Annotated in this window: 19 protein-coding genes; 11 read left to right on the top strand and 8 right to left on the bottom strand. The window is 54.6% G+C overall.

Features of this window, described 5'->3' with window-relative positions; genetic code table 11:
* Positions 1–2: 2 nt before the first annotated feature.
* From ACQY6I_RS08795 to ACQY6I_RS08770, 6 genes are read right to left on the bottom strand one after another with little or no spacing between them, the layout of a single operon-like run.
* The gene (locus tag ACQY6I_RS08795) at positions 3–1,010 is read right to left on the bottom strand and encodes an ABC transporter ATP-binding protein (protein ID WP_428241106.1); all 1,008 of its coding nucleotides are present in this window, start codon (positions 1,008–1,010) and stop codon (positions 3–5) included.
* Between the two features lie 2 nt (positions 1,011–1,012).
* Entirely contained in the window at positions 1,013–2,068 is a 1,056-nt protein-coding gene (locus ACQY6I_RS08790; RefSeq protein WP_428241105.1) for an ABC transporter ATP-binding protein, read from the bottom strand.
* Complete coding sequence (locus ACQY6I_RS08785) at positions 2,065–3,852, bottom strand: heparinase II/III domain-containing protein (RefSeq protein WP_428241132.1); 1,788 nt, start codon at positions 3,850–3,852, stop codon at positions 2,065–2,067. The genes ACQY6I_RS08790 and ACQY6I_RS08785 overlap by 4 nt, the downstream gene beginning before the upstream one ends.
* The gene (locus ACQY6I_RS08780; RefSeq protein ID WP_428241104.1) at positions 3,827–4,951 is read right to left on the bottom strand and encodes an ABC transporter permease; all 1,125 of its coding nucleotides are present in this window, start codon (positions 4,949–4,951) and stop codon (positions 3,827–3,829) included. The genes ACQY6I_RS08785 and ACQY6I_RS08780 overlap by 26 nt, the downstream gene beginning before the upstream one ends.
* Positions 4,952–4,960: 9 nt before the next feature.
* Positions 4,961–5,947, bottom strand: a complete 987-nt coding sequence (locus tag ACQY6I_RS08775; protein WP_428241103.1) for an ABC transporter permease — start codon at positions 5,945–5,947, stop codon at positions 4,961–4,963.
* Between the two features lie 54 nt (positions 5,948–6,001).
* Positions 6,002–7,933, bottom strand: coding sequence for an ABC transporter substrate-binding protein (locus tag ACQY6I_RS08770; protein WP_428241102.1), 1,932 nt, complete (start codon positions 7,931–7,933; stop codon positions 6,002–6,004).
* A gap of 475 nt (positions 7,934–8,408) precedes the next feature.
* Between ACQY6I_RS08770 and ACQY6I_RS08765 the strand changes: the two genes are divergently transcribed.
* Together ACQY6I_RS08765 and ACQY6I_RS08760 are read left to right on the top strand one after the other, a co-directional pair.
* On the top strand, positions 8,409–9,557 hold the full coding sequence (locus tag ACQY6I_RS08765; protein WP_428241101.1) for a glycoside hydrolase family 88 protein: 1,149 nt from the start codon (positions 8,409–8,411) through the stop codon (positions 9,555–9,557).
* 72 nt (positions 9,558–9,629) lie between these two features.
* Positions 9,630–9,815 carry a hypothetical protein gene (locus ACQY6I_RS08760; RefSeq protein ID WP_428241100.1) on the top strand — a complete coding sequence of 62 codons (186 nt, stop codon included), beginning with the start codon at positions 9,630–9,632 and terminating at the stop codon, positions 9,813–9,815.
* Between the two features lie 127 nt (positions 9,816–9,942).
* Here the strand turns inward: ACQY6I_RS08760 and ACQY6I_RS08755 are convergent, their stop codons facing one another.
* Together ACQY6I_RS08755 and ACQY6I_RS08750 are read right to left on the bottom strand one after the other, a co-directional pair.
* Positions 9,943–10,065, bottom strand: coding sequence for a hypothetical protein (locus ACQY6I_RS08755; RefSeq protein ID WP_428241099.1), 123 nt, complete (start codon positions 10,063–10,065; stop codon positions 9,943–9,945).
* A gap of 136 nt (positions 10,066–10,201) precedes the next feature.
* On the bottom strand, positions 10,202–11,173 hold the full coding sequence (locus ACQY6I_RS08750) for an NAD-dependent epimerase/dehydratase family protein (RefSeq protein WP_428241098.1): 972 nt from the start codon (positions 11,171–11,173) through the stop codon (positions 10,202–10,204).
* Positions 11,174–11,266: 93 nt separating this feature from the next.
* On the opposite strand from ACQY6I_RS08750, the gene ACQY6I_RS08745 reads away from it, so the two are divergent.
* From ACQY6I_RS08745 to ACQY6I_RS08705, 9 genes are all read left to right on the top strand, one after another.
* The gene (locus ACQY6I_RS08745) at positions 11,267–12,175 is read left to right on the top strand and encodes a LysR family transcriptional regulator (RefSeq protein WP_428241097.1); all 909 of its coding nucleotides are present in this window, start codon (positions 11,267–11,269) and stop codon (positions 12,173–12,175) included.
* 209 nt (positions 12,176–12,384) lie between these two features.
* Positions 12,385–13,383 carry a C4-dicarboxylate TRAP transporter substrate-binding protein gene (locus ACQY6I_RS08740; RefSeq protein WP_428241096.1) on the top strand — a complete coding sequence of 333 codons (999 nt, stop codon included), beginning with the start codon at positions 12,385–12,387 and terminating at the stop codon, positions 13,381–13,383.
* A gap of 53 nt (positions 13,384–13,436) precedes the next feature.
* Complete coding sequence (locus tag ACQY6I_RS08735) at positions 13,437–14,036, top strand: TRAP transporter small permease subunit (RefSeq protein WP_428241095.1); 600 nt, start codon at positions 13,437–13,439, stop codon at positions 14,034–14,036.
* A gap of 3 nt (positions 14,037–14,039) precedes the next feature.
* On the top strand, positions 14,040–15,437 hold the full coding sequence (locus ACQY6I_RS08730; RefSeq protein ID WP_428241094.1) for a TRAP transporter large permease: 1,398 nt from the start codon (positions 14,040–14,042) through the stop codon (positions 15,435–15,437).
* A gap of 219 nt (positions 15,438–15,656) precedes the next feature.
* Positions 15,657–16,076, top strand: a complete 420-nt coding sequence (locus ACQY6I_RS08725; protein WP_428241093.1) for a hypothetical protein — start codon at positions 15,657–15,659, stop codon at positions 16,074–16,076.
* A gap of 153 nt (positions 16,077–16,229) precedes the next feature.
* Positions 16,230–17,234 (top strand): hypothetical protein, encoded by a 1,005-nt coding sequence (locus ACQY6I_RS08720; protein ID WP_428241092.1) that lies wholly within the window; start codon positions 16,230–16,232, stop codon positions 17,232–17,234.
* Positions 17,221–18,255, top strand: coding sequence for a DUF2169 family type VI secretion system accessory protein (locus tag ACQY6I_RS08715; RefSeq protein WP_428241091.1), 1,035 nt, complete (start codon positions 17,221–17,223; stop codon positions 18,253–18,255). Before ACQY6I_RS08720 ends, ACQY6I_RS08715 begins: the two co-directional genes overlap by 14 nt.
* On the top strand, positions 18,242–19,252 hold the full coding sequence (locus tag ACQY6I_RS08710) for a hypothetical protein (protein WP_428241090.1): 1,011 nt from the start codon (positions 18,242–18,244) through the stop codon (positions 19,250–19,252). Before ACQY6I_RS08715 ends, ACQY6I_RS08710 begins: the two co-directional genes overlap by 14 nt.
* Positions 19,245–23,441 (top strand): PAAR-like domain-containing protein (locus ACQY6I_RS08705; RefSeq protein ID WP_428241089.1); only part of this gene is annotated, 4,197 nt, incomplete at its 3' end. The genes ACQY6I_RS08710 and ACQY6I_RS08705, both read left to right, overlap by 8 nt.

Raw genomic sequence — 23,441 nt, 5'->3', positions numbered from 1 at the left:
GATCAGACTCCGGTCAGCGTTAGTTCGTCGCGACGCAGACAGCGCGCCAGATGATGTTCGTGATCCGCACCGAGTTCGGGTGCATCAGTGCGACAGGCCTCCGAGGCATACAGACAGCGCGGGTGAAACACACAGCCGTCGGGGCGTTGCGCCACGTCGGGAACTTCGCCACGCAAAATCTTACGCTGCGAACCGGCGCTGCGCAGTCGGGGATCGGGCCGAGGTACCGCTGAAATCAGCGCTTCGGTATAGGGGTGACCAGGATGCTGATAAAGCTGGTTGGTGTCTGCCAGTTCAACCAGTTCACCGGCATACATGACGGCCACCCGGTCGCAGATATGGCGCACCACTCCCAGATCATGGCTGATAAAGATGTAGGTCAGATCAAACTCGTCCTTAAGGTCTGCCAGCAGATTGAGAATCTGCGCGCGGATGGACACATCCAGCGCCGATACCGCCTCATCCGCCACCACCAATCGGGGTTCCACGACCAGGGCACGGGCAATGCCAATGCGCTGGCGCTGACCACCGGAAAAAGCATAGGGATAACGCGACATCAGTTCCGGGCGCAGCCCCACCCTCTGCATCATACTGGCAACCCGATCCTCCATCTCGCTGCGGGCCATACGCGGGCGCTGGTTTTTCAGCGGCTCGGCAATGATATCGAACACCGTCATTCGCGGATTCAGGGATGACCAGGGATCCTGGAACACCATGCGGATCTGTCGATGGGTCTGCCGCAGAGCCGAACCACTGACACGGCACAGATCCATAGCTTCGCTGTGATCGTCAGGCCGATACAGCACGCTGCCGCGAGTGGGTTTGTACATCCGCATCAGACAGCGACCCAGGGTGGTTTTACCACAGCCACTCTCCCCCACCAGGCCGAGAGTTTCGCCCTGGTAGACATCAAACGAAATATCATTCAACACATTCAGCACCGTATGCTGCTGGGGAAAATCCATGGACAAATTGTTAATCGATAACAGTTTGGGGCGAACGGGCTGCATGTTCAGGCTCTCCTGGCGAATTCAGCGGTTGGCGCCGGCTGCCGCGCTTCGGCGGCACGGTAATGACAGGCGGTCGTGTGCTGTTGGTTGATGTGAATCGTTTCCGGGCGCTGCCGGTCACAGACGCCGGCCACAGCTTCCGGACAGCGAGAAGCGAATGAGCAGCCGGGGGTGACCATGGCCGCCGATGGCACCATGCCGTCGATGGTTTCCAGCCGGCTGTCCGGCACTCGTGGGACATCCACCCGCAGCACCGATTTCATCAAGGCCTGGGTATACGGATGCCGGGGATCGGCAAAAATATCCGTCACCGGACCATATTCCACCACTTCACCGAGGTACATGACCGCCACGGTATCGGCAATTTCCGCCACCACCCCAAGATCGTGAGTGATCAGAATAATCGCGGTGCCGGTATCCGCCTGTAACTGCTGCATCAGTTCGAGAATCTGTGCCTGAGTGGTGACATCCAGTGCGGTGGTGGGTTCATCGGCGATCAGAATGTGCGGCTGGCAGGCCAGTGCCAGCGCGATCATACAGCGCTGCAGCATACCGCCGGAAAGCTGAAACGGATAACTCTCCGCCACCCGTTCCGGATTCGCCAGGCCGACTTGATGCAGCAACGCCAGTACCCGTGTCAGCGCTTCTTTTTTGGTCAGCCCAAAATGGTAACGCATGCCTTCGCCCACCTGATCGGCAATGGTGTGTACCGGACTCAGAGAGGCCATTGGTTCCTGAAAGATCATCCCCATCTCACGTCCGCGCAAAGCTCTGACCGGTTTGCCTTTGGGATCCATGGCCGCAACATCGAGCACCGCCGAGTCCTGGTGATACAGAACCTGGCCGGCGACGATCTGTCCGGGAGGATCGAGCAGCTGCATGATGGCCCGCGCCGTGACTGATTTGCCACAGCCGCTTTCACCAACGATACACAAGGTTTTGCCAGCTTCGAGGCTCAGGTTAACGCCGCGCACGGCGTGGACTGTTTGTGTGGGCAGGGCAAATTCCACCCTGAGGTCACGCAATTCCAGCAACGGTGTCTCCGGGGTTTGGGTCATAAAGTCATCTCCATCCGAATCTGTATACGGTCAAGGGGTTCAGGTGGCATTACCTGGATGCGGAACAGGTCTCGGTCAGGTCCGCTCTGGGCCTGAAGACCACGCTCCTCGATCAGGGATAGGTTCAGTTCAGGATCGAATACGATCTGCATTGGTCCGACCTGGATCAGACCAGGCCGATATTCCGGCCGCACCGTGGCCACCAGTTGACTGATGACGCTGCCGGTGATGCCGGCTTTAAACACCACCGTGTCGGTGAGAATTACCATGGCCGGTGGCCCATCGATCACCTGCAGCCGGCGCACCAACGAGGCCAGCCCGGCAGCGGCGGGATAGGCGGCGGTCAGATCCAGATCCAGTACGGCGCCGAGATCATCCACCTCATGAACCAACACCACTGCCTGATATCCGGGTCCGGCAGATTGCTCACAACCGTTGATCACGGGCACAGAATGACCCAGTGAGCGGTTGACCAGAAAGTCGTAACGCTCCGCTCCGAAGTACCCCCGCAGGTAGCGCCCGCGACCGGGGTCTGTGAGCAGTGAACGGCCATGACAGTGGACGATAAAAGAGCCAAGATCATTGTGATTATGCATCTCGCCGTTATGACCGCCCTTAACCGCCACCACCAGCGATTGATCGATACCAACGCGATGAATCATCCATTGACTGTGGGGAAACCATTCGTGGCGTTCTGGAATCATGCTCGCCATGGAGACGTCCGTCCGCCACAACACATCCCGCAACATCCAGTTAATCCGGTCGGCATGATGTTCACGGGTTTCCGCCTCTGCCAGCGTCAACAAACCGGGCAGTCCCAGCTGGCGGGCCAGAAAATGCAAGTGTCCGGGTACAAAGGCCAGGGTTTCCGGGGCATCGGAGAAACTCACGAACTGTCCCGGACTGAGTTGGCAACGTAGCGGAAATTCGGCTATCCGGTGCAGTTTTTCACCCGCCAGCAGATCTATCGCGCCGTCACTGAAACGGGCCAGTAAGTCAGCAATCACGGTGTAGTAACCAAACCCGTATCCCCAATAACCGGGACCTTCAGTCAGACAACCCTCATCATCAAAACCGTCGATATACAGGGCCAAAGACCGCAGTCCACGCTCGAACATCCGGGTCAATCGGACTGGATCCGGCTCCAGGTATAGCGCCGCCGACAGGATGCTGCCATTACAGACGGCCGACCAGTTGGTGACCTGTCCGCGGGCGTCACCAAACATCCATTCATGTTCTCTTTCAAGGTAAGGTACGAAACAGCGCTGTTGGATTTCCCGGAGGATGCGCCGGCGTACTGATAAGGGCAGCGTGTCCTGTAGCAGATAGTCCAGCTCGGCCAGTTCAAACGCCGTCATCGCCGCATTCAGATCGACCACCGGCTGGTCGACATCCGGCAGCCCGGCCGGTGCATGGGCCGGCCAGCACCAGCTCGATTCTTCGAGGATGGCCCAGACCACATCGATCAGCGGTGCCAGGAAGCGATCATCGGCACTCAAACCATAGGCCATGGCCAATGCCCCCATCATCCGCCGACGTTGGACCTGCGGCAGTTCGTATTCAAACCGCGAACCGTCAAGGCTGTAAGCCAGATAATCACTGGCCCGCAACATGGGTATCGGTTCCACCAGAAAGGTCTCAGCCAATGCCAGCAACCGGGCTGCGGTGTGCTCATGGGGGCCATGATTCAAGGCCTGCCAGGCCTCACGATCGGCCATCGGCGGATACGGCGCAAATGCGCCGGCGCGGTCAGCAAACTCACTGATTGTAGGGGTCTGCAGCATCACGGAGACCATCTCCCAGAAAGTTAAGCGCCAGCACGGCAACAATAATGGCCAGTCCGGGAATCAATAACCACGGAGCCGATGTCAGTACCCGGATACTCTGGGCGTCCTGCAACATCACCCCCCAACTGACGACCGGTGGTTGCAGACCCAGACCGAGAAAGCTCAGGGAGGTTTCCGCCAGAATCATCGCCGGCACCGCCAGGCTGGATGCGGCAATAATGTGACTGACAAACGAAGGCAGCATATGCCGCATGACAATCCGCAGCGGCGAAGCACCGTCCAGCCATGCCGACATCACGAAGGTTTCCGTTTTCAGGGTAATGAATTTGCCGCGCACCACCCGCGCCAGTTCGGTCCAGCCGATCAGCGACAGAATCAGAGTGATGCCAAAGTAAATGGCCAGGGGCGACCAGTCCCGTGGCAGTGCCGCTGCCAGCGCCAGCCATAGCGGAATGGTGGGTATGGAACGAAAGAACTCGATGATTCGTTGAATCACACTGTCCACCCGACCACCAAAATAACCGGAGATACCGCCGATAATGATGCCCAGAATCAACGACACCAGCACCCCGATCAGACCGACCGACAAAGACACCCGGGTGCCATGCACCAACCTCGAAAACACATCCCGGCCAATTCGGTCCGCACCCCAGATATAAAACGGCTGACGCTGATCCACCGGGCCAATGATGCGGTGCTGCAACGAAATAACCCCCCAGAGTTTGTAAGGTTTGGTTTTGGGAAACCACTGCAGATCGATGATCTTGTCCGGATCCACCGCAAACGTACGGCGCAGGGCGACTGGATCGATCTTGACCTGGTAGCCATTCACATGAGGCCGGAAACGGGTGTGACCATCGGCATCGGTATGGAATAAATGAATACGTTGCGGCGGCGCATAGGTGTGGGTCGGGCTGTAATCCTCTGGCGCGGCAGTGGCCACGACATCGGCAAAAATAGCGATCAGATACAGAAATACCACTACCACGCCACCGATCATGGCGGGCTTGTGGCGACGAAAGCGCAGCCACACCAACCGCGATTGGGACGCCGTGCCGGCATCAGCCTCATGGGTTATATCACTGGCAAGTGTCATATGAATTCCTCAGGAAAGACGGATACGGGGATCGAGCCAGGCCAGGATCAGATCCGATATCAAGGTACCGATCAGCGTCAGGACACCGAGCAACAATACGAACGCACCGGCCAAATACATGTCCTGGGAGGTCAGCGAGCGCAGCAACATCGGTCCGGCGGTTGGCAGGCTCATGACCACACCGACAATCACCGATCCGGACACCAGCGTCGGCAGAATCCAGCCCAGGGTCGAGACCAACGGATTCAACGCCACTCTAACCGGATATTTCAGAATCAGCTGATGTTCGGCGAGACCTTTGGAACGGGCTGTCACCACATAAGGCTTGTTGATTTCGTCCAGCAGATTGGCACGCATGACCCGCATGATCTGCGCGGTACCGGCAGTACCAAGAACGATCACCGGTGCCCAGGCGTGTTTGAGAAAATCCATAAACCGGGCCATGCTCCATTCAGCATTGGCATATTGATCGGAAAACAGCCCGGCAATGGAGGTGCCGGACCAGAGGTAAGCAAAATACATCAGGATCAGTGCCAGCATGAAATTGGGAGTGGCGACACCGATAAAACAAAACACCGTCCCCACATGGTCACCGATGGAATAACGCCGTACCGCCGAATAGATGCCCACCGGCACAGCAATGGCCCAGATAAAAATCACCGTCATACCCTCGACCATCATCGACAGCCCGATGCGCCCCCAGACCAGCTCCGAAACCGGTTGTTTCCACTCAAAGCTGCGGCCGAAATCGCCATGCAAAACGATGTTACTGATCCACTTCCAGTATTGAATGTAAAACGGCTGATCCAGTCCGTACTGCACTCTCAGTGCTTCGATCATGTCATCACTGACGGTATCGCCGGTTGCTCTGAGCTTGGCAATATAGGCGGACAAATAGTCCCCTGGCGGCAATTGAATGATGATAAAAGAGACCAGTGAGAGCACCAACATGGTGATCAGCATGGCCATCATTCGCCTGATTATGAAGTTCGTCATCGGATGCTCCCGTATGCATACTGAAGGAGGGCGTCCAGGACGCCCTTCGTTACACTACTGCTTGAAGAATTGCGCCACCCCGGCCGGAGCCGGATTCGGGTAATTCCAGGCAGCGGGAATAGCCTTGGGTACGTTATGCAAATGGTCGGACTGAATGCCGAACAGATTGGGAGACAGCACAATGCCCATGACATAAAACTCATCGGCGGCCATATCCACAATCTCATGCATCAGTTTGGCCTGCAGTTTGGGATCAGCGGTTTGGGTCAGTTGCCGGTACAATGCCATCTGCTTTTTCACTGGGGCCGGCGGCTCTTCAGCCAGCGGCTGATTTGGATCGTTAAACCAGGCCTGCCAGCGGATGGCAAAGATTGATTCATCGGAATATGGGAACAACCAGCGCGGATCCAGCATCACATCGACACCCGCGCCGGCATCACCGGCCCAGACCTGAGCATCATGCTGATTGGCGCGGCGGGTTTCATAGAAAATGGTACGATCCACAGTATTGATCTTCAGATCGATACCGACATCGCGCCAGTACTTTTGCACCAGCTCCAGGGTATCGATCCAGAACGGGAAAATAGCGGCCACCACATCCACGGAAATCTGTACCGGTTTGCCATTATCCATCACGCGAATGCCATCCTTATTGCGTTGTTTCAGGCCCACGCTGTCCAGCAGCTGGTTGGCTTTGTCAGGATCAAACTGAGTGTACTGGGTAGCCAGCCGCTCATTATAAAATTCGGACTCCGGCCTTGGTCCCACTTGGTACGGTTTGGTCTGGCTCAGATAAATCGCTTCATTGATTTCAGGCCGGTTAATCGCTTCGCTCAGGGCAATGCGGAAATCCTTATTCTGGAACAGTGCACGTTTGGCCGGATCAGGGTGATTCAGGTTCAGGGCAATGACCTGGGCATTGGACTGTGAGGGCAGCAAATCATAAAAATGAAAATGACCTTTTTCCTGTCCATCGTAAAACACCGGTTTCAACGACAAAGAAGAAATGTGCCGGTCCTGCAGATCGATTTCGCCATTGAGCGCGCGGAACACAATATCCTCGGCACTTTCCGCCACGGTAAACTGAACGCCATCCAGGTAAGGTAACTGATTACCGGCAGTATCCACTTTCCAGTAATACGGATTACGCACAAAGTTCAGTTGTTTACTGTCACCGAGATACCGCTCCACGGACATGAACGCCATCATGGTCGGCTTGTCCGGATTCTGCCAGCGGCCGATTTCATTGGCACGATCACACATAACTTTCATGCGTTCACCCCAACTCTGAAAACCAGCGGCTTTGGCCTCGGCGTTGGCATTGGCGTTATATTTCGGATGGAACTGTTTGCAGTAGTGCGCCGGATAATTCACCAGATCGACGCCTTCGCCAGTCGCCAGCCGCTGAATCAAAAAGCCATTTGGCGAGGCATAGGTCAGTTTGAATGTAAGATCATCAATCACCGTGACCTTGACCAGCTCATCCCTGGCCGTCAGCCAACGGAACGGTGCCGGATAAAACTCTGCATTACCTTCCATATCCTCTATCGCAAAACGCACATCTTCCGAGGTAAACGGCGTACCGTCGGACCATCGGGCACCTTTGCGCAGGGTAAAGGTGTATTCCGTGGCGTCTGCATTGGCCTGCCATTTGGTGGCCAGACCGGGAATGGCCGCCGACCAGTCTGGATTCCAACTGACCAGGCCATCGTAACCGACCGTTCTGATCAAATGGACATGATCGGCTCCGCCCTTCAGTGCTGCCCGCCAGATACCACCGTAGACGCCAACGCGTTCGATCGGGGTCATCACCAGCGGGTGTTCGGGCAACCGATCTGACAGGGGTGGCAGTTCGCCGGCTGCCACTTTGGCTGCCAACTCCGGTGCTTCACCGGCACCGGCCATGGAACAGGCCAGGCCTGTCACCAATGGGAATATTATCGCCCGGACAAATCTCCGGGCCCTTGCAGAAACAGGGTTGTTCATTCGGTGCTTCCTCCGGTTTGTTATTTTTGTTTGGCTAAAAGCATGTTGTCAGAGAGCGGGACTATTCTTGGACGATGATGCAAAACTGTCAAATATTTTTTGCATTATTCGCAATTTTTTGCATTATTATGCAAATTGTTGTCAAAATGCCTCTGAACAAGCCATTTTTCAGCGGCTCATGAGGGCCTGTCTAGATTCATTTGATCGGCCTGCTGAGAGTCAGTTTCACTCAAATCCAGGCGCGAGAAGCGATGTTAGCGGGGCTAAATGAGCGACGAGCAACGCCGAGTTGAGTGAAACTGACCTCAGCCCGAAGGGTTATGGCTAAAAAGGCCGCACTTTGCGTTGGTCAACGTTCGCTTAGAATGACCGCAACACTTAATGGCAGCCTTTTTAGCCAATAACAGGTTCGACGAAATGAGTGTAGACAGGCCCTAGATTCGTCCAAACAATAAAACCAAAACAGGATACCTACATGTCCCAGCATCAGACTTCCCACCCCACACAAACCGCTTCAGCACTGGACCGGGCGGTAAACGCCATCCGTAAGAATCTTGATCAGGTGGGTACCCGGTTCCCCAAAATCGGTGACGGACCCGGTCTGAAATATACCGACTGCAACAACGATGACTGGGTGGAAGGTTTCTGGCCGGGGCAGATATGGCTGGCCTATAGCCTGACTCAGGATCCCGTGTTCAAGGACAAAGCCATCTTGTTCCGGCACTATTTTCAGCAGCGTCTTGAGCGCCCGGATGGTTACACCCATGACTTCGGCTTCATGTATTCGCTGACCTGTGTGGCCGATTACCAGCAGACCGGCGATCTGGAAGCACGGGAAACTGCTCTCAAGGCAGCGCGTATTCTGGCGGGCCGGTTTAACCCGAAAGGCCGGTTTATCCAGGCCTGGAACGAAAATGATGAGTCACAACAACAGACCTATAGCAATCGCGGCAAAATGATCATCGACTGCATGGAAAACATCCCGCTGTTGTACTGGGCCAGCCGCGAAACCGGCGACTCCCAATTTGCCGATATCGCCACTGCCCACGTGGAAAGTACCATTCAACACCTCGTTCGCCCCGACTACAGCACTGGCCACACATTTAACTTCAATCCCGATAGCGGCGAACCTCTGGCCATCACTACCGCCCAAGGTTATGCCGATACCAGCTGCTGGGCTCGTGGTCAGGCCTGGTCGATACATGGTTTCTGCCATATGTTCCTGAACACCCGCGATCAACGTTATCTCGGCCTGGCCTGCCGTCTGGCTGACTATGCGCTGGAACGCCTGCCGGCAAATGGCGTACCGGTCTGGGACTTCGATCTGCCTGCGGATCAGCCGCAATATGTCGATTCCTCTGCGGCAGCCATCTACGCTGCGGGCCTGCTGTTACTGGCGGAACTGACACCGGCTGGCTTTCCATACCGAAAGGTTGCCGATACCATTCTCAATACCCTTAATCGCGAATACAGTCTGGCAGATCAGCCTGAGGCTGAAGGATTACTGGCCCATGGTGCGTCGCATGTCAGTAAAGGCCTGTTCGATAACATGTTGCCCTATGGAGATTATTTTTATCTGGAAGCACTGGCACGACAGCACGGACATAAAACATTTTTCTGGTAGGCAACTGCCCCACGCATCTGACACTGTGACGGGAGAACACATCCCGCCACAGCTGCCACTGATGAGATACTCATGTCCATCGAATCCATAAACCGTTTATTTCTGTGGGTTGTTTCCGGACAGATTGCAGGCAATAGCAGCAACGATCAATGCCTTAAAAGCTTCAGCATCAATCTCATCCCCTTCGTGCATATCAATGGCCCGGCACTGTCGACCTTCGAGGCTGGCATTAAAGAGTCCGGCAAAAAAGCCCCTTGAGCAACGGTCAGTTTCACTTTCGCCTTATATGACTCTCCGATACAGATAATGCCAGCATAAGACCACACCGGGACACCGTTTGGATTGGTAGGCTTGAACCATTTACAAGCCTCTTCAACATCCGACTCTACGCTTTTATCAGTTCGCGCACGCGAGTCAATACGATGCCGCGCCAATCGCCGAACGCCGCGACTTTACGAGCCAGCTGGTCAGCAGAGGACGGATTGATAACAGGATGGGTTCGATTCATATGTTGGTTCCTCCAGGTTCGGGATTGCTTCCATCGCCACAATCATGATTACGTCACAGACCGCAAAAAGTCAGTGTAAGCGTGTTGGCATGATTCGCCCCCATGCATGTAACCAACGAAACCTGTCGCCGCTACCCTAATCTTTCAGGCACCCCAACCCACGCAGTGTCTGTTCCACCGCCTGGTCCAGCGGTGTATGGGGTTCTTCGCCCAACAACGCGGTTAACCGCTGATTACTCAACCGTACTGGCTGACGCCACAGATAGCGCATCTCCAGAATTTCCCGCAGGGTCTGCTGAAACGGGGCCAACAGGCGGATCAGCCACCATGGAAACCGGGTCATTTTAGGGGCTGTTCCGGTATGACGTTTCACCACCCGGCACACCGCTTCAGCCAGCTGTCGTCCATCATCATCCCAATGTCCGCTCATATGAAACGTAGCAAACGGATCCAGTTGTTGTCGCCGCTCCAGCAATTGCACCATAGTCCGCGCAACATCCGGCAGAAACGCCCATTGATGCCCAACTCCCGGCAGGTTGGGGACCACCACCGAGGTTACCCGTCGACCGCCCTTGACCATTCCCTGGGAAAACCAACTGTGACCAGCCATCGGGCCAAAAAAATCCCCCGCCCGTACAATCAGTACCCGACCTCCATCATCGGCAAAATCGCGCAGTCGCTGTTCCATCTGCCGGCGAATCAATCCCTTGCGGGTCAGTGGATTCTGCGAGTTTTCCTCAGTCAACAACGGAAATGCATCCGGTCCGTAGTTATACAAGGTACCGGGCAACACAATCATGGCCCCATATTTTTGGGCGGCAGCAATGGTGTTTTCGAGCATTGGCAAGACCAGCGTCTGCCAGTTTTTATAACCAGGCGGATTCACTGCATGCACAATGACCTCACACCCCTGGGCAGCGATTTCGACATCGTGGCGATTCATCGCATCTCCCCGCAACCATGTGATCCCGTGATTATTCTCTGGGACCATCCCGCTGCGCCGGCTCATCGCCTTGACAGCCCAACCGGCTGCGGCCAGCTGGCGTGCTGTTTCCCCACCGATTCCCCCAGTAACGCCCAATACCAATGCCGTATTTGATGCTTGCATGATGAACTCCTGAATGTTTGAGAGGCCTCAGTGTAGAGCGGCCATCAAACAAACAAAATTGACTAAATGAATAGAGCTGCTATACATTTTTGTATGGCTGACGATATCAATTGGGAACTTTACCGATCATTTCTGGGTGTCTTGCAGGAAGGCTCCTTATCTGCGGCTGCGCGGGCACTTGGCAGCACCCAACCCACCATCGGACGTCACGTCGAGACACTCGAAAAGACCCTGAAACTGACATTATTTATCCGTTCTCAAGGTGGTCTGCTGCCCACCGATTCAGCGCTGGCACTCAAACCCCATGCCGAAGCCATGGCCAGCACCGCCGCTGCGCTTGCCAGAGCAGCAGCCAGTCAGAACCTGGGCGTCAGCGGTGTGGTACGGATCACTGCCAGTGAAGTCGTTGGGGTCGAGGTGTTGCCACCGATCATCGCCACATTACGCAACCGCCATCCGACACTGCAAATCGAGCTGATGCTGTCGAACCGGATACAGGATCTGCTGCACCGGGAGGCAGATATCGCGGTCCGTATGATCAGACCACAGCAGACCCAGCTAATTGCCCGCCAAGTCGGCAGAATTGCCCTGGGTATGTACGCCAGCCGGGACTATCTTGACCGTCATGGCATGCCAACAACATTCGATGATCTCAACCACCACACGTTGATCGGTTTTGATCAGCCCACAGCATTTATTCGGGCTGCTGCCAAAACCATTCCGCAACTGACCCGCGAGCATTTTGCGCTGAGAACAGACAGTGATCTGGCCCAGTTAGCCCTGATTCGTTCCGGCGCTGGTATTGGCATCTGTCAGACCCCTCTGGCCATGGCCGATGCAGATCTGTTGGCAGTACTGCCAGGCCAGATCCCTCTGACCCTGGAAACCTGGATCACCATGCATGAAAATTTACGCCAAAATCCATCCTGCCGGGCAGTATTTGATGCTCTGGTATCCGGACTGCAGCACTATATCGCCCCTGCAACAACATCAGAAAATTAACCTGCTCATGGCCCAGCACTGTACATTTGCTGTTCATTAACGGTTGTTTGACCATCAGACAGCCGTTAAAGTGAAAGCAGTTCGTTAACCCGGACAGATCACCGTCGTTGATGGCAGATAGGATGACCCTGCCACGCAACGTATCTTGTGTTCATCACTCCGGGTTAAGCGGTCGGACTTCCAAAACAATAACGAAACAGGAATCTCCGATGTTGATCAAAACCATTGCTTTTTTAATGTCTTTACTCCTGTCCAGTGCAGCTGCCGCCACTGAATGGCATGTCTCGTTGTGGGGAAAACGCCGGGCATTCACCGAACATGTTGAAAAGCTGGCGCAACTGGTTGCAGCCAAAACCGATGGTGACTTTACATTGAATCTGTCGTATGGCGGGTTATCCAATAACAAGGAAAATCTCGACGGTCTGGCCATCGGCGCGTTTGAGATGGCGCAATTCTGCGCCGGTTACCATCCGGATAAAAATCCCACACTCACGGTTCTGGAACTGCCATTTCTGGGTATCGAGACTCTGGAACAGGAGATTGCTGTGTCTCAGGCAGTGTACCGCCATCCTGCCGTAGAACGGGATCTGGCCCGCTGGAATGCCCGACTGTTAATGCCCTCACCCTTACCCCAATACAACATTGCCGGGGTCGGTCCAACGCCTCACTCTCTGACAGATTTCAAAGGTATGCGCATACGCGCCACGGGCGGTATCGGCGAGGCACTGTCGGTCATTGGTGCGGTACCCACTTCCATGTCTGCCACCGAAGTGCGACAGGCCATGGATTCCGGTGTCATCACCGCAGCGTCTTTTGCCCCTCACGCACACATGTCATTCGGAACCATCGAAGCCGCGAACTGGTGGACCACCAATCTCAACCCGGGAACAGTCAACTGTCCGGTAGCCATCAGTATTGATGCCTTCAATGCCCTGAAACCCACATATCGGGAGGCGCTGCTGGATTCCGTCGATGAAGCGCTGGCGTACTACGTGGACTACTACAATCAGCAGACCATGGCAGCCTGGGGACCACTGCTGCAACAACGCCACATTGATCTAGTCACGTTTTCACCGGCCGAACTGCAGGCTTTTCGTGACCAGGCTGCCGAACCAGTACGCGCGGCCTGGATCAGGAAAATGGACGAAAAAGGGGTTCCGGCACAGGAGCTGTACGATCTGGTCATCAACACACTGACATCAGATTAACCTGGGAAACTCACCTGTCAGCACACAGCAACAGGTCATCAGAGAACGACATCATGGCGAATATTATCAGCGACAACAGTCGTTTCAGCCGTTGGGAGCGCCGTTACTTCAAACTCGAATCGTGGCTGAACCTGCTAGGCGGCATCACCATTTTTCTCCTGGTCGTGCTGGCAGTCATCAATGCCCTTGGCCGCTGGCTCTTTAATCAGCCGGTGATCGGTTACGTGGATTGGGTGGAACAGGTGATGGCAGTGTTTGCATTTCTGGGTATCGCCTACTGCCAGCGTCAGGGGGCTCACATTCGTATGGATATCGCGCTGTTGCTCTTTAAAGGCAGAGCCCTGTGGATGATCGAATGTCTCTCAACCCTGTTTATGCTGGTAATTACCAGCGCCCTGCTCTATGGCACTTATCTGCATTTTTTTCGCGCCTTCAGTAACGGCGACAGCTCTATGGATATCGGTCTGCCAATCTGGCCGGCCAAACTGATCGTGCCACTGGCACTGCTGCTCCTGATGGTCCGGCTATTGTTGCAACTCTGGGGATACGGGCGCGCTATTGTCCACAATGATCCCCATCCCGCCGGCGTGCCCGTGGTCGAGAATCACGCCACTCAGGCCCGTCAGGAAGCTGCTGCCATAGACGGAGAATAAGACATGACTGAGTTTTTCAGCAATGCCGAACCCATGACAATCGGCGTCGTTATTTCCATCCTGATGTTAGGACTGATCGTCCTTGGCGTGCGAGTGGCATTTGCCACTGCCGGTGCCGGCATTATGGGGTTGATATGGATATTTTCCGTCAAAATGGGATTTGAACGGGGAGTACTGGTCGCTATTAAAATGGCCGGCACCATTCCTCATTCCAAAGCCACCACGTTGTCGTTATCACTGATCCCGACATTTATTCTGATCGGTTATCTGGCTTTTCATGCCGGTCTGACCCGCACATTGTTCGAAGCAGCCAAACGCTGGCTTGGCTGGTTGCCAGGAGGGCTCGGGGTGGCCACAGTCTTTTCCACTGCCGGTTTCGCAGCCGTCTCCGGGGCCTCGGTTGCCACATCAGCGGTATTTGCCCGTATCGCCATCCCGGAAATGCTGAAGCTGGGCTATGACCGCCGGTTTGCCGCCGGTGTCGTGGCCGCAGGCGGAACACTGGCGTCACTGATTCCGCCCTCCGCCATCCTCGTGATTTATGCAATCATTGTTGAACAGGATGTCGGTGACCTGTTACTCGCAGGGTTTGTTCCGGGAGCCGTTTCCGCCATCATCTACGCCAGCCTGGTCATCGGCCTGGCCCTGATACGGAAAGATCTCGGTCCTCCGGTGCGCGGCTTCAGCTGGAAACAACGCTGGCAGACAGTGCCTGCCACATTGCCAATTTTTGCCGTGGTGGCCATCATTTTTATCTGTATCTACGGCGGCGTTGGCACCCCTACCGAAGCCGGTGCACTCGGTACATTTGTCGTGTTGATCATGGCCTTTGTCCACGGCATGCGCTGGCAAAATCTGAAAGAAGCGCTGATGGAAGCCGCCAAACTGACAGTCATGATTTTCACCATTATCTGGGGCGTTCTCATTTATGTCCGTTTTCTGGGCTTTGCCGATCTACCCAATGCCTTCTCTGACTGGCTCAGTTCACTGCAGCAGAGTCCACTGGTCACCCTGATGCTGATTTTATGTGTCTACGCCATTTTGGGCATGTTTATGGATGCCATCGGCATGCTGCTATTGACGCTGCCGGTGGTCTATCCCGCCATAATAGCCCTCAACGGAGGAGAACACGTCAGCGCTGCGGACTCAGCATTCGGCATGTCCGGTGCCGGCTGCGCCATCTGGTTTGGCATCATCGTCGTCAAAATGGCAGAGCTGTGTCTGATCACCCCGCCAATTGGCCTTAACTGTTTTATTGTCGCCGGAGTCCGCAAGGATATCAGCGTGCAGGACGTCTTTCGGGGTGCATCACCATTTTTCATAGCCGATGTCATCACAATCGCCACACTGATATGCTTTCCAGGGATTGTGTTATGGCTGCCTGGGCTGATGCATACCTGACTGATCCCGCCACTGGCGCAATCAGGTAAATTTTGACGTTGTATACGGCAAGATCAGAATCGTTTCACATTTTGACACGCTCGTTTTGACTAAACTGGGTCAACCGGCGGACAATACTCTGTCCTATCACTTTCTAAATCTTTAAGACGTTATTGGAACTCGGGCCTTGCGCGCAAACCGGCCCAAACAGGAACTTTTTACTACAAAGGATTAGTCAATATGTCGCTTGTTCTGCAATCTCAATCCTCTTCCCCGACCCATTTTACTGCCAAGGTCAGACGTATCAGCACCGATGCGATTGAACTCACCTTCCAGCAGCAGATGATCACCGTTCCATTGACCCACTGTTCAGCAGCAATCATGGGTCTGCAGGTGGACGATCAGGTCAGAGTGGAACAACAGGATGACAGCTATTTCGTATTGCACCGCTTACTACGCCAGGGAGAACATCCGCTGCCATTGCAATACGATGCTCAGGGCCGGCTGACCATCAGCGCCGGAAAAAGCCTGCGTCTGCATACCCCGAAAGGCGAGATCCTGATCGACAGCCAGGGCTGTTTGAGTCTTCAGGGTCAGGATATCCATGCCGAAGCGGAGCACAGTCATACCATTCAGGGTCAGACCGTTAAACTGAACTAGAGAACCTCTGAAAAATGGCCTATTTTCGCGCAGGACGTTGTCAGCCCCAGTCTCACACCCTCATTGACACCCGTAAATTGCGGCGTTGTGAGTGGTGCTTCCTCACCTGCATCAAAACTATTCCTATTTTTCAGAGGCCCCATAGGACAACACATGAGTAATGGAATACCACTGGAGCGTCACTGGTCGAGCCTGATAAAACGAATGAAACGGCGGAGCCGATTGTATGCAGGTCTGACAGAGGCCCGCACCGTCGCCATCATCGAACACGAAATACGTCTGCAGTTGCAGGCACTGGCCCCACACTGGTCCACACTGCAACCGGGTAACACAGCAGAGGAAATCTGCGCCGCCACTCTGATATACCGGCTCAATGATGAAGCCCGCGATCACTGTCAGGCATTCATCAGCGATCTGGCGCAAATACCTGAGCATTCCGCCGCAATCCGGCAGGCCGCCATTTTGAGCCAGCCACTGGTAACAGAAGATGACACCTGGACAGACCTGCTGACCACACCTGAGTCAGCCACCGCGCATGATTGGAAAACGGCTATGACGCTGCTGTTACAGCAACATCAGCAGGAAGGAGTCGATCACTTTTCCACCATGACATCCAGCCATGAGCGGTTATACGCATTGGCACTCGCTGTCCGCAATGGTCATTCCCATGCCTTCGAAATACTGAGCCATCTTGAATCGGATCACCCTGAACACATCTGGTCCGCCTACTGGCTTTGCGCCCGGCCCGAGGCCTGTGAGCGCATTCTGCAGGCTATGGAAACCCCCAATACAGCGCATCATGCAGCACTGGTCTGGGAAATGATGAGTGGTCAGTCTTTGAGCTGGCAGCCTACGGTTGGCAGTATCGATGGCCAGAAACAGTCCAAGGGTCCAAAACTGCCGGAAGTCTCTAGCGCACAGGACTGGTGGCAACAACATCAGCAGATGTCACTGCCCCTATTACATGGAAAACCGCTGCAAACGGCCGATCTGGAGGTCTTTCTGCAACAATATTGCGGTCAGCTCACCGAGCCACTGTGGTGGTTCCGACAGTACCAGCAGCAACAATATCTGCCCGACATGCATCAGAATTGGCACTTATACCGACTACAGGTACTGAATCAGCAGCCAGGAGAACACTCCCATGCAGCTCGATAATCACACTCCCTGGCAGGCAGATCTGATCCCCGGCTGGGCCTTTGAGGGTCACTGGCAGCAGACTGCCGTGATCAAAATCGGCTACCAGTTTGAGCTGGATGGCAGTCTGTCGCCACTTCCGGAGTCCGCGCCACTGAACTACAACGATGTGTTCGCCGCTGAACCCGAGAGCTCCAGTCTCGATCTGTGCACCGACACCGTGCCCTTCAAATCCGGCTTTGAGATCCTGATTCAGGGCATGATGTATGCAAAACCTCATATCTGCGCCCAACGATTGCAGGCAAAACTGCAACAACGTGACAAAACCATCTGGCAAAAAACCGTGAATATTTTTGGTCCGCGCCAGTGGCAGTCATCCATCTGGGGTACCGCCCCGGGCAAGCCAACACCTATCGGTCAGTTTGAGCCACGCTGGGAACATGCCTATGGCGGCCATCATCCGGAAAAAGAAGAACGATTCGACCTCAATCCGGTAGGCGTCTGCTGGCATAAACTCCCTAAAAACCAGCTGCTGCAACACCCGCTGCCACAGCAGGAAAGTGAACCGCTGCTGCTGAAGCCCGGCCAAAAACGCATCCCCGCAGGATTCGGTCCGGTTGCCAGTCACTGGTCACCAAGAGTCAAGGCCTTCGGTGCGTTAGATGCAGATAAAGCGGTGGCTGGTCTATGCCCTTATACCCAGTCAACCCCCCAGAATCTGTACAACTATGCGCCAGCGGACCAACAACTGGACCAATCCCCCAACACCGATAGCCGCCTGCACCTCAACGGCTGGTATGCAGATGTTCCGGAACTGGTATTACCGTTACCCACACCCTCTCCACAACTCTGGCGACTGAGCGAGGGCGAAAAACCAGAACCCGTCACGTTGACCTGGGATACCCTGCTGATTAACACCAGTGACCGACAACTGCACCTGCTGTTTCGCGCCGGTGTCCGCGACGATCTCTACCATCCGGATACCGCCCGGATCATGCTGATCGACCCACAAAGCCAGGAGGGCAGCGATGCAACTGTTTGATACCCTCACCGAGCTGACATTGATCGATGGCCAGGCATTGACCGCCGCAGGTACTGATCTGGCGATGCTGTTTGCAGATATCGCCACCGGTTATCCGGCGACCGTATCAGTGGACAGCCAGGCCGTCATGGCCAACGGCCAGGCCATCGTGCCCAGTGCCGCCCCGATCCTCGACGCTGACTTTGATGACGTAAACCTGCATAACCTGCTGCTGCTTGAAAAAGCCGCAGAATGGTTGCCCGATATCGACCTTAAAGACCATGGTTTAGTTATTACCGCGCCATTGACGCTGACATCAGATCAGCTGCAAATGCTGGGGCTGGACAATGCCTCTGTCACGATTCAGGCCTCTGAACTGTCAGCAGCCATGACACAGTGGCAAACGGCCCTGCAACAACATCCTCAAATCGTTCAGTGGTATTGGCTCAGCATCGACAGCCGCTGCCATTCTGAGTGGTTGCAACAGTATGGCCAGCAGGTTTTCAGCGTTTTGGACCAACCTGAAGGTCGCATCCCCGGTGAAGCCATGGTATTGAGTCACTGGCAACGGCATTCATCTGCCGGTTGCAAAGTCTCGTTTGCCGCCGCCCAGAAAAACCCAGAAGAGGACCCTGGTGCCGGCATCCGCACCGCCCTGCTAACGGCTGCCGACAACGACATTCAACAACACCAGCCGGCCTGGGCCGAATACCTCAGCAATGATGATCTCAGCCGTGCGACAGCGGCAGAGCTGTATCATACCTACACCGGACTCTGGCCAGCCTTTGAGCCGGATCATAATCGCGGCCCCGGTGAGCCGTTTTTATCCATTTATCGAACCCTGGGGGATATCGGCATGGCCAGCCTGCCGCTGGGTTTACTGTTGGCCCGTCAACGTCTGCGCACATTGATGCAGCCCCTGACCGGAGTTGGCATCCTGATCAACGATGGCCACAACCGTCACTACTGGCGACTGACTGATAACACCTCTGACACAAGGAAGATGACACATGTCTGATAATATTCTGATCAACAACCGCAGTGCCGTTCACAAAGATTCCAAAGGCATACTGACCACCGTTGATGTCTGCCTGACCAAAGTCGGCAAACCGGTTGTACCAATTCCATACACCAACATCGCCCAAAGCAAAGACGCAGACAAAACCGCCTCCAGTGTCAAAATTAATGGCAACCCTGCGTGCACCAAAGACTCCGTCTTTGCCAAGAGCACTGGCGACGAAGCCGGAAACCGCAAAGGCATCCGGTCGGGCCAGATCACCGGTGAGGCCTCCTTTATCATGGGCAGCGCCAACGTGTTTTTTGAAGGTACCGCCGCCACCCGGGCGATGGACCTCATGGTCTCCAACAAACAGAACACCCCGCCGGCACCCTTGATGCAGAGTGTTGGCATGGCCCCCCAGGCAAGCTCCGCAGTGGCACCGGAAACCCTGGCGTCCCGCGAAGGTCCCAACCACAATATGGTGGTGTTTAACGGCCCGGTTAACGAAGATCTGGAAACCCGCAAACTGGCTTACACCGGCAGCGTCTGCCATCTGAAAACCCCACAGGGACCGATCATTGCCAGCAACGGCCCCGGTTCTTACTACGGAATGGTCTGGCTCGAAGACATCCTGACCGACGAATCCCCCCTGGCCCTTAACGTGCAGGAAACCAATCCCTGGGTGCACAAAACCGGGCAAACCATCCTGGTTCCCCTGGGCACCTCCGGCAACGTCCCAAAAGACGAAAACATCACCGATGCCGACACCCAGTTGATACTGCTGCAACCTCAGCGCTACCTCAACCTCGATACCCGCTGGACCGACAGCGCACCATTACTGGAAGGCTGGCTTTATATCTATGTCAATGGTTACCTGTGGCGGGAACTGCAGGTCATGCCCAACGGCAGCCTGCGCGAAGTCGACCTGCAAACCTGGCAGGGTACCGATGGCGAAAGCCTGAACTCCCTTGATGACAACGGCATCAGCCACCAGCAGCGCCTGGGAACCGGCAGCAACCAACACCTGCTGGAACTACCCAAAAGCCTGTTAGGAGAAACCTGCGAAGTCCAGGTTGCCTATTCCGAAGTACAGTGGAGCTGGCAGCGCATCGTTACCCTGGGCGGCATGGACCCGGAAGATCCACGCCTGCAACACCGGGTTCAGGAAGGCGAAACCCTGGAACAGATCGCCCTGAAATATCCGGCGGTTAAAGACTGGCAAACCCTGGCAGACCTCAATGGTCTTAGCGACCCTGCCAGCCTCCAACCTGACCAGCTCTTACAAATCCGGCCACAGGATGAAAGCCCTGAAGACGCAGCCAGCCTGCGGCAAAAACGCATGGGCGAAGCCGTCAACCTCGAACAGGCCATGTACCAGCAGGGTTACGTACTCAAACTCAAAGACCCGGTCGGCCTCGCGATTGGCCATAATGCCAACCACCTCGAATACCGTCAGCGCATCGACCAGATCATCAGCGGCCTGCGTGACGGCAACACAGCCGATCCGTTGGTCAACCCAGAAGCCAACGGCGTCTGCCTGGATCCCAAAAACAACCGCGCCGACAAATACACCCTCGGTTACACCATCAACAACCTGTTCAACCGCGCGCCACTGCAACTTGACGAAGAAAACGTCAAACTCGACGACGACACCAAAAGCGCATTGGAACAACTCAAAGAAGCCGGCAGTAAAAAACTCGACCAAGCGTATTTCACCCAATACTTCCAACTCGACACCCTAAAACAACTGGCCCGCAACATCCTTAAAAGCAAACAGGACCTGACCGAGGTATTCGACGACGAAGAAACAGGCAACCTCATCGAAGCACTGATGGACTACGGCTACCTGCCCGTCGAAAACCTGTACAAACTACCCAAGCGTTTCCTGGCCCTCAGCTTCACCCTCAAAGGCCATCCGGCCAACCAGTTCCAGGGACTGCTGCCGGACGAAAAATTCCTCGACGAACTGGCCGAACAAGATCCCGGCGAAGACCTGGTACTCAGACTGTTTGGCGCCCACCCGGACGCAGACCCACACAAACTCTGCAACCTGCTGTTTCCCAAAAGCACCGGTGACGGCATCGACGACTGGGAAAGTATGGAAGCGCCGTTTTTTAATGTGGATAACATGCGCATCGCCGAAGAGTTGGCCCAGCGACAAGGGTTGAATCCAGACGATCATGACAGCTTTGATACTTCCAAAAGCATCGTTGGATTCTATGGAGCCATATACAACCAGTTCATTACACTCCCTAACTTAAAGCCGGGTGACATAAAAATCGGTTCTTTTGCCCTGCTCGCCTCTCAGGGGAACTACCTGACCTCTGTCACCAAAGCCATCCAGTCCATCAGCAAAATATTTGTAGAAATCGAGATTAGTACTCAAGAATATCTACAGGGCATATTCCCGGAGAACGCCATCCCAGTAGATCTCGTTATTCGGCAGAAACAAGCCGCAGCCCACTACCAGAAATTACGGCAAACCTTTGAAACCGATGGCGTACTGGTCACCACCACCCTAAAAGACGGCAGCGTAGTCTCAGAACCCGTAGGTGCAGCTCTGAAACGAAACCCCATCAGCGACCTGATCCACCGCACGGTTCTACAGGACGTACATGGTGACCCGAGATTCACCATTGAAACCACAGCCAAAGTCAAAGTACTCGCCTTCCTCAAAAGCAAGGCACTGTCAATCAACCTTAGAAGACAAGTCATCCACTACGATGATATTCCCACTACCACAGCCGAACAAAAGGCACTTCTGAAAAAACTCATCGAGCACTTCAGAGTGCATCACAAGCTCACCACGCCACAACGCAACTTCCTGTTTGACAAACGTGTCGACCTGTCATTACGTGTCAAACAAGCCCGTATTCTTGCTGCAGAACTGGATCACTACAGAGACCTGGCCAAACTCAACATCGTCGAACTAACCAAAGCAAAACTGGTACAGGAATTCCAAAGCTACAGCGGCAAACGAGTGCTGATACACCACGGCTACAAAGCACTGTTCAAAATGATGGCCGGGGTGGAAATTTGGAATCTTTGGAAGGTAGTGACTGAGAAGAAGGGGGTTGAGTTTGCCATGGGCCTTGGTGGTAGTGTAGCTTCTTTAACCGCAATTGGAGCAAACATTCATAAATATAATCTTCAGTTTATGTATGGCTCCTTCACCCAGAACGAATTGAATCAAGCCAAGTCTGCTCAAGTTGCGCGGAGAACCATGGGAACAGCAACACGAGCAACAAATCTCAGCACTCAAATTTCCATAAAAAAATACAAAGCCTTTAAAGTAATGCATGCAGCTTCAGGGATAGCCAACGCATTTAGTATTTACTCGGGCACAGTAGACACCTACAAAGCCTGGAGGCGTAACGATGAATGGGGCATGTTAGCCAATGGACTGAGCACTCTGGGTGCAGTGATAGGCCTGGGTGTCAGTGCTGCAGAGTTAATTGGTGCTATGATATTCGGCACACTGATTAGCGAATACGCAATCCTCGCCTACCTTGGCTGGGCCGGACTCGCATTAGCCATTGCCGGTTTTCTGCTTTCCTGGCTGGCAGATACACCATTGGAAGCATTACTGGATGACTCACCATTCGGCAAAAATCGTTTGAAGGTCAAAGAAGCACCCGCTACCGATTGGCAAAACTGGCCTGCATTAGTTTTAGAAGAACTCTCAGCTTTTCTAAATACCCCAAAAATCCGTTTCTACGAACATACCGGTATTCCCATGACCAACCGTGATTTCTGGAATGCCCACTTTAAACTCAGTCTGCGTACTCCCGGCTGGACCAATAACATCAGTGACCTTGACTCCACACTCTGGTGGCGCCCCCTCGATATCGCCCATGAACCCACCGCTGAATGGCAGGTACTCAGCATGGAACACGAAGATCGCACTCTCGACCAACCCCATGTCGACTGGCGCATGACCGAACTGGAACCCTATCAGGATGGTTCCGGCCATCTGCTGAATATCAAGTACGAAGCTATTTACTCACTGCTCAGCCGGTCTCAAACGATAGAACTCAAACTGGTCGCCCGCTACTACCCGAAAGGTCAAAACGAACACTTCAGCAAAGCCATTCCGGAACCCTTGGCACTTCCCAAGCCCAAGCGAAGTAAAGCTCCGTTCAAGGCTGAAGATGCTCCGTATCTGGAACACACGTTAAAAATCAGCGCCCCCAGACCCATCGATCAG

The organism is Gynuella sp., from assembly GCF_050297175.1.
GTDB lineage: Bacteria > Pseudomonadota > Gammaproteobacteria > Pseudomonadales > Natronospirillaceae > Gynuella.
This window is presented reverse-complemented; position numbering and strand designations above follow the sequence as displayed.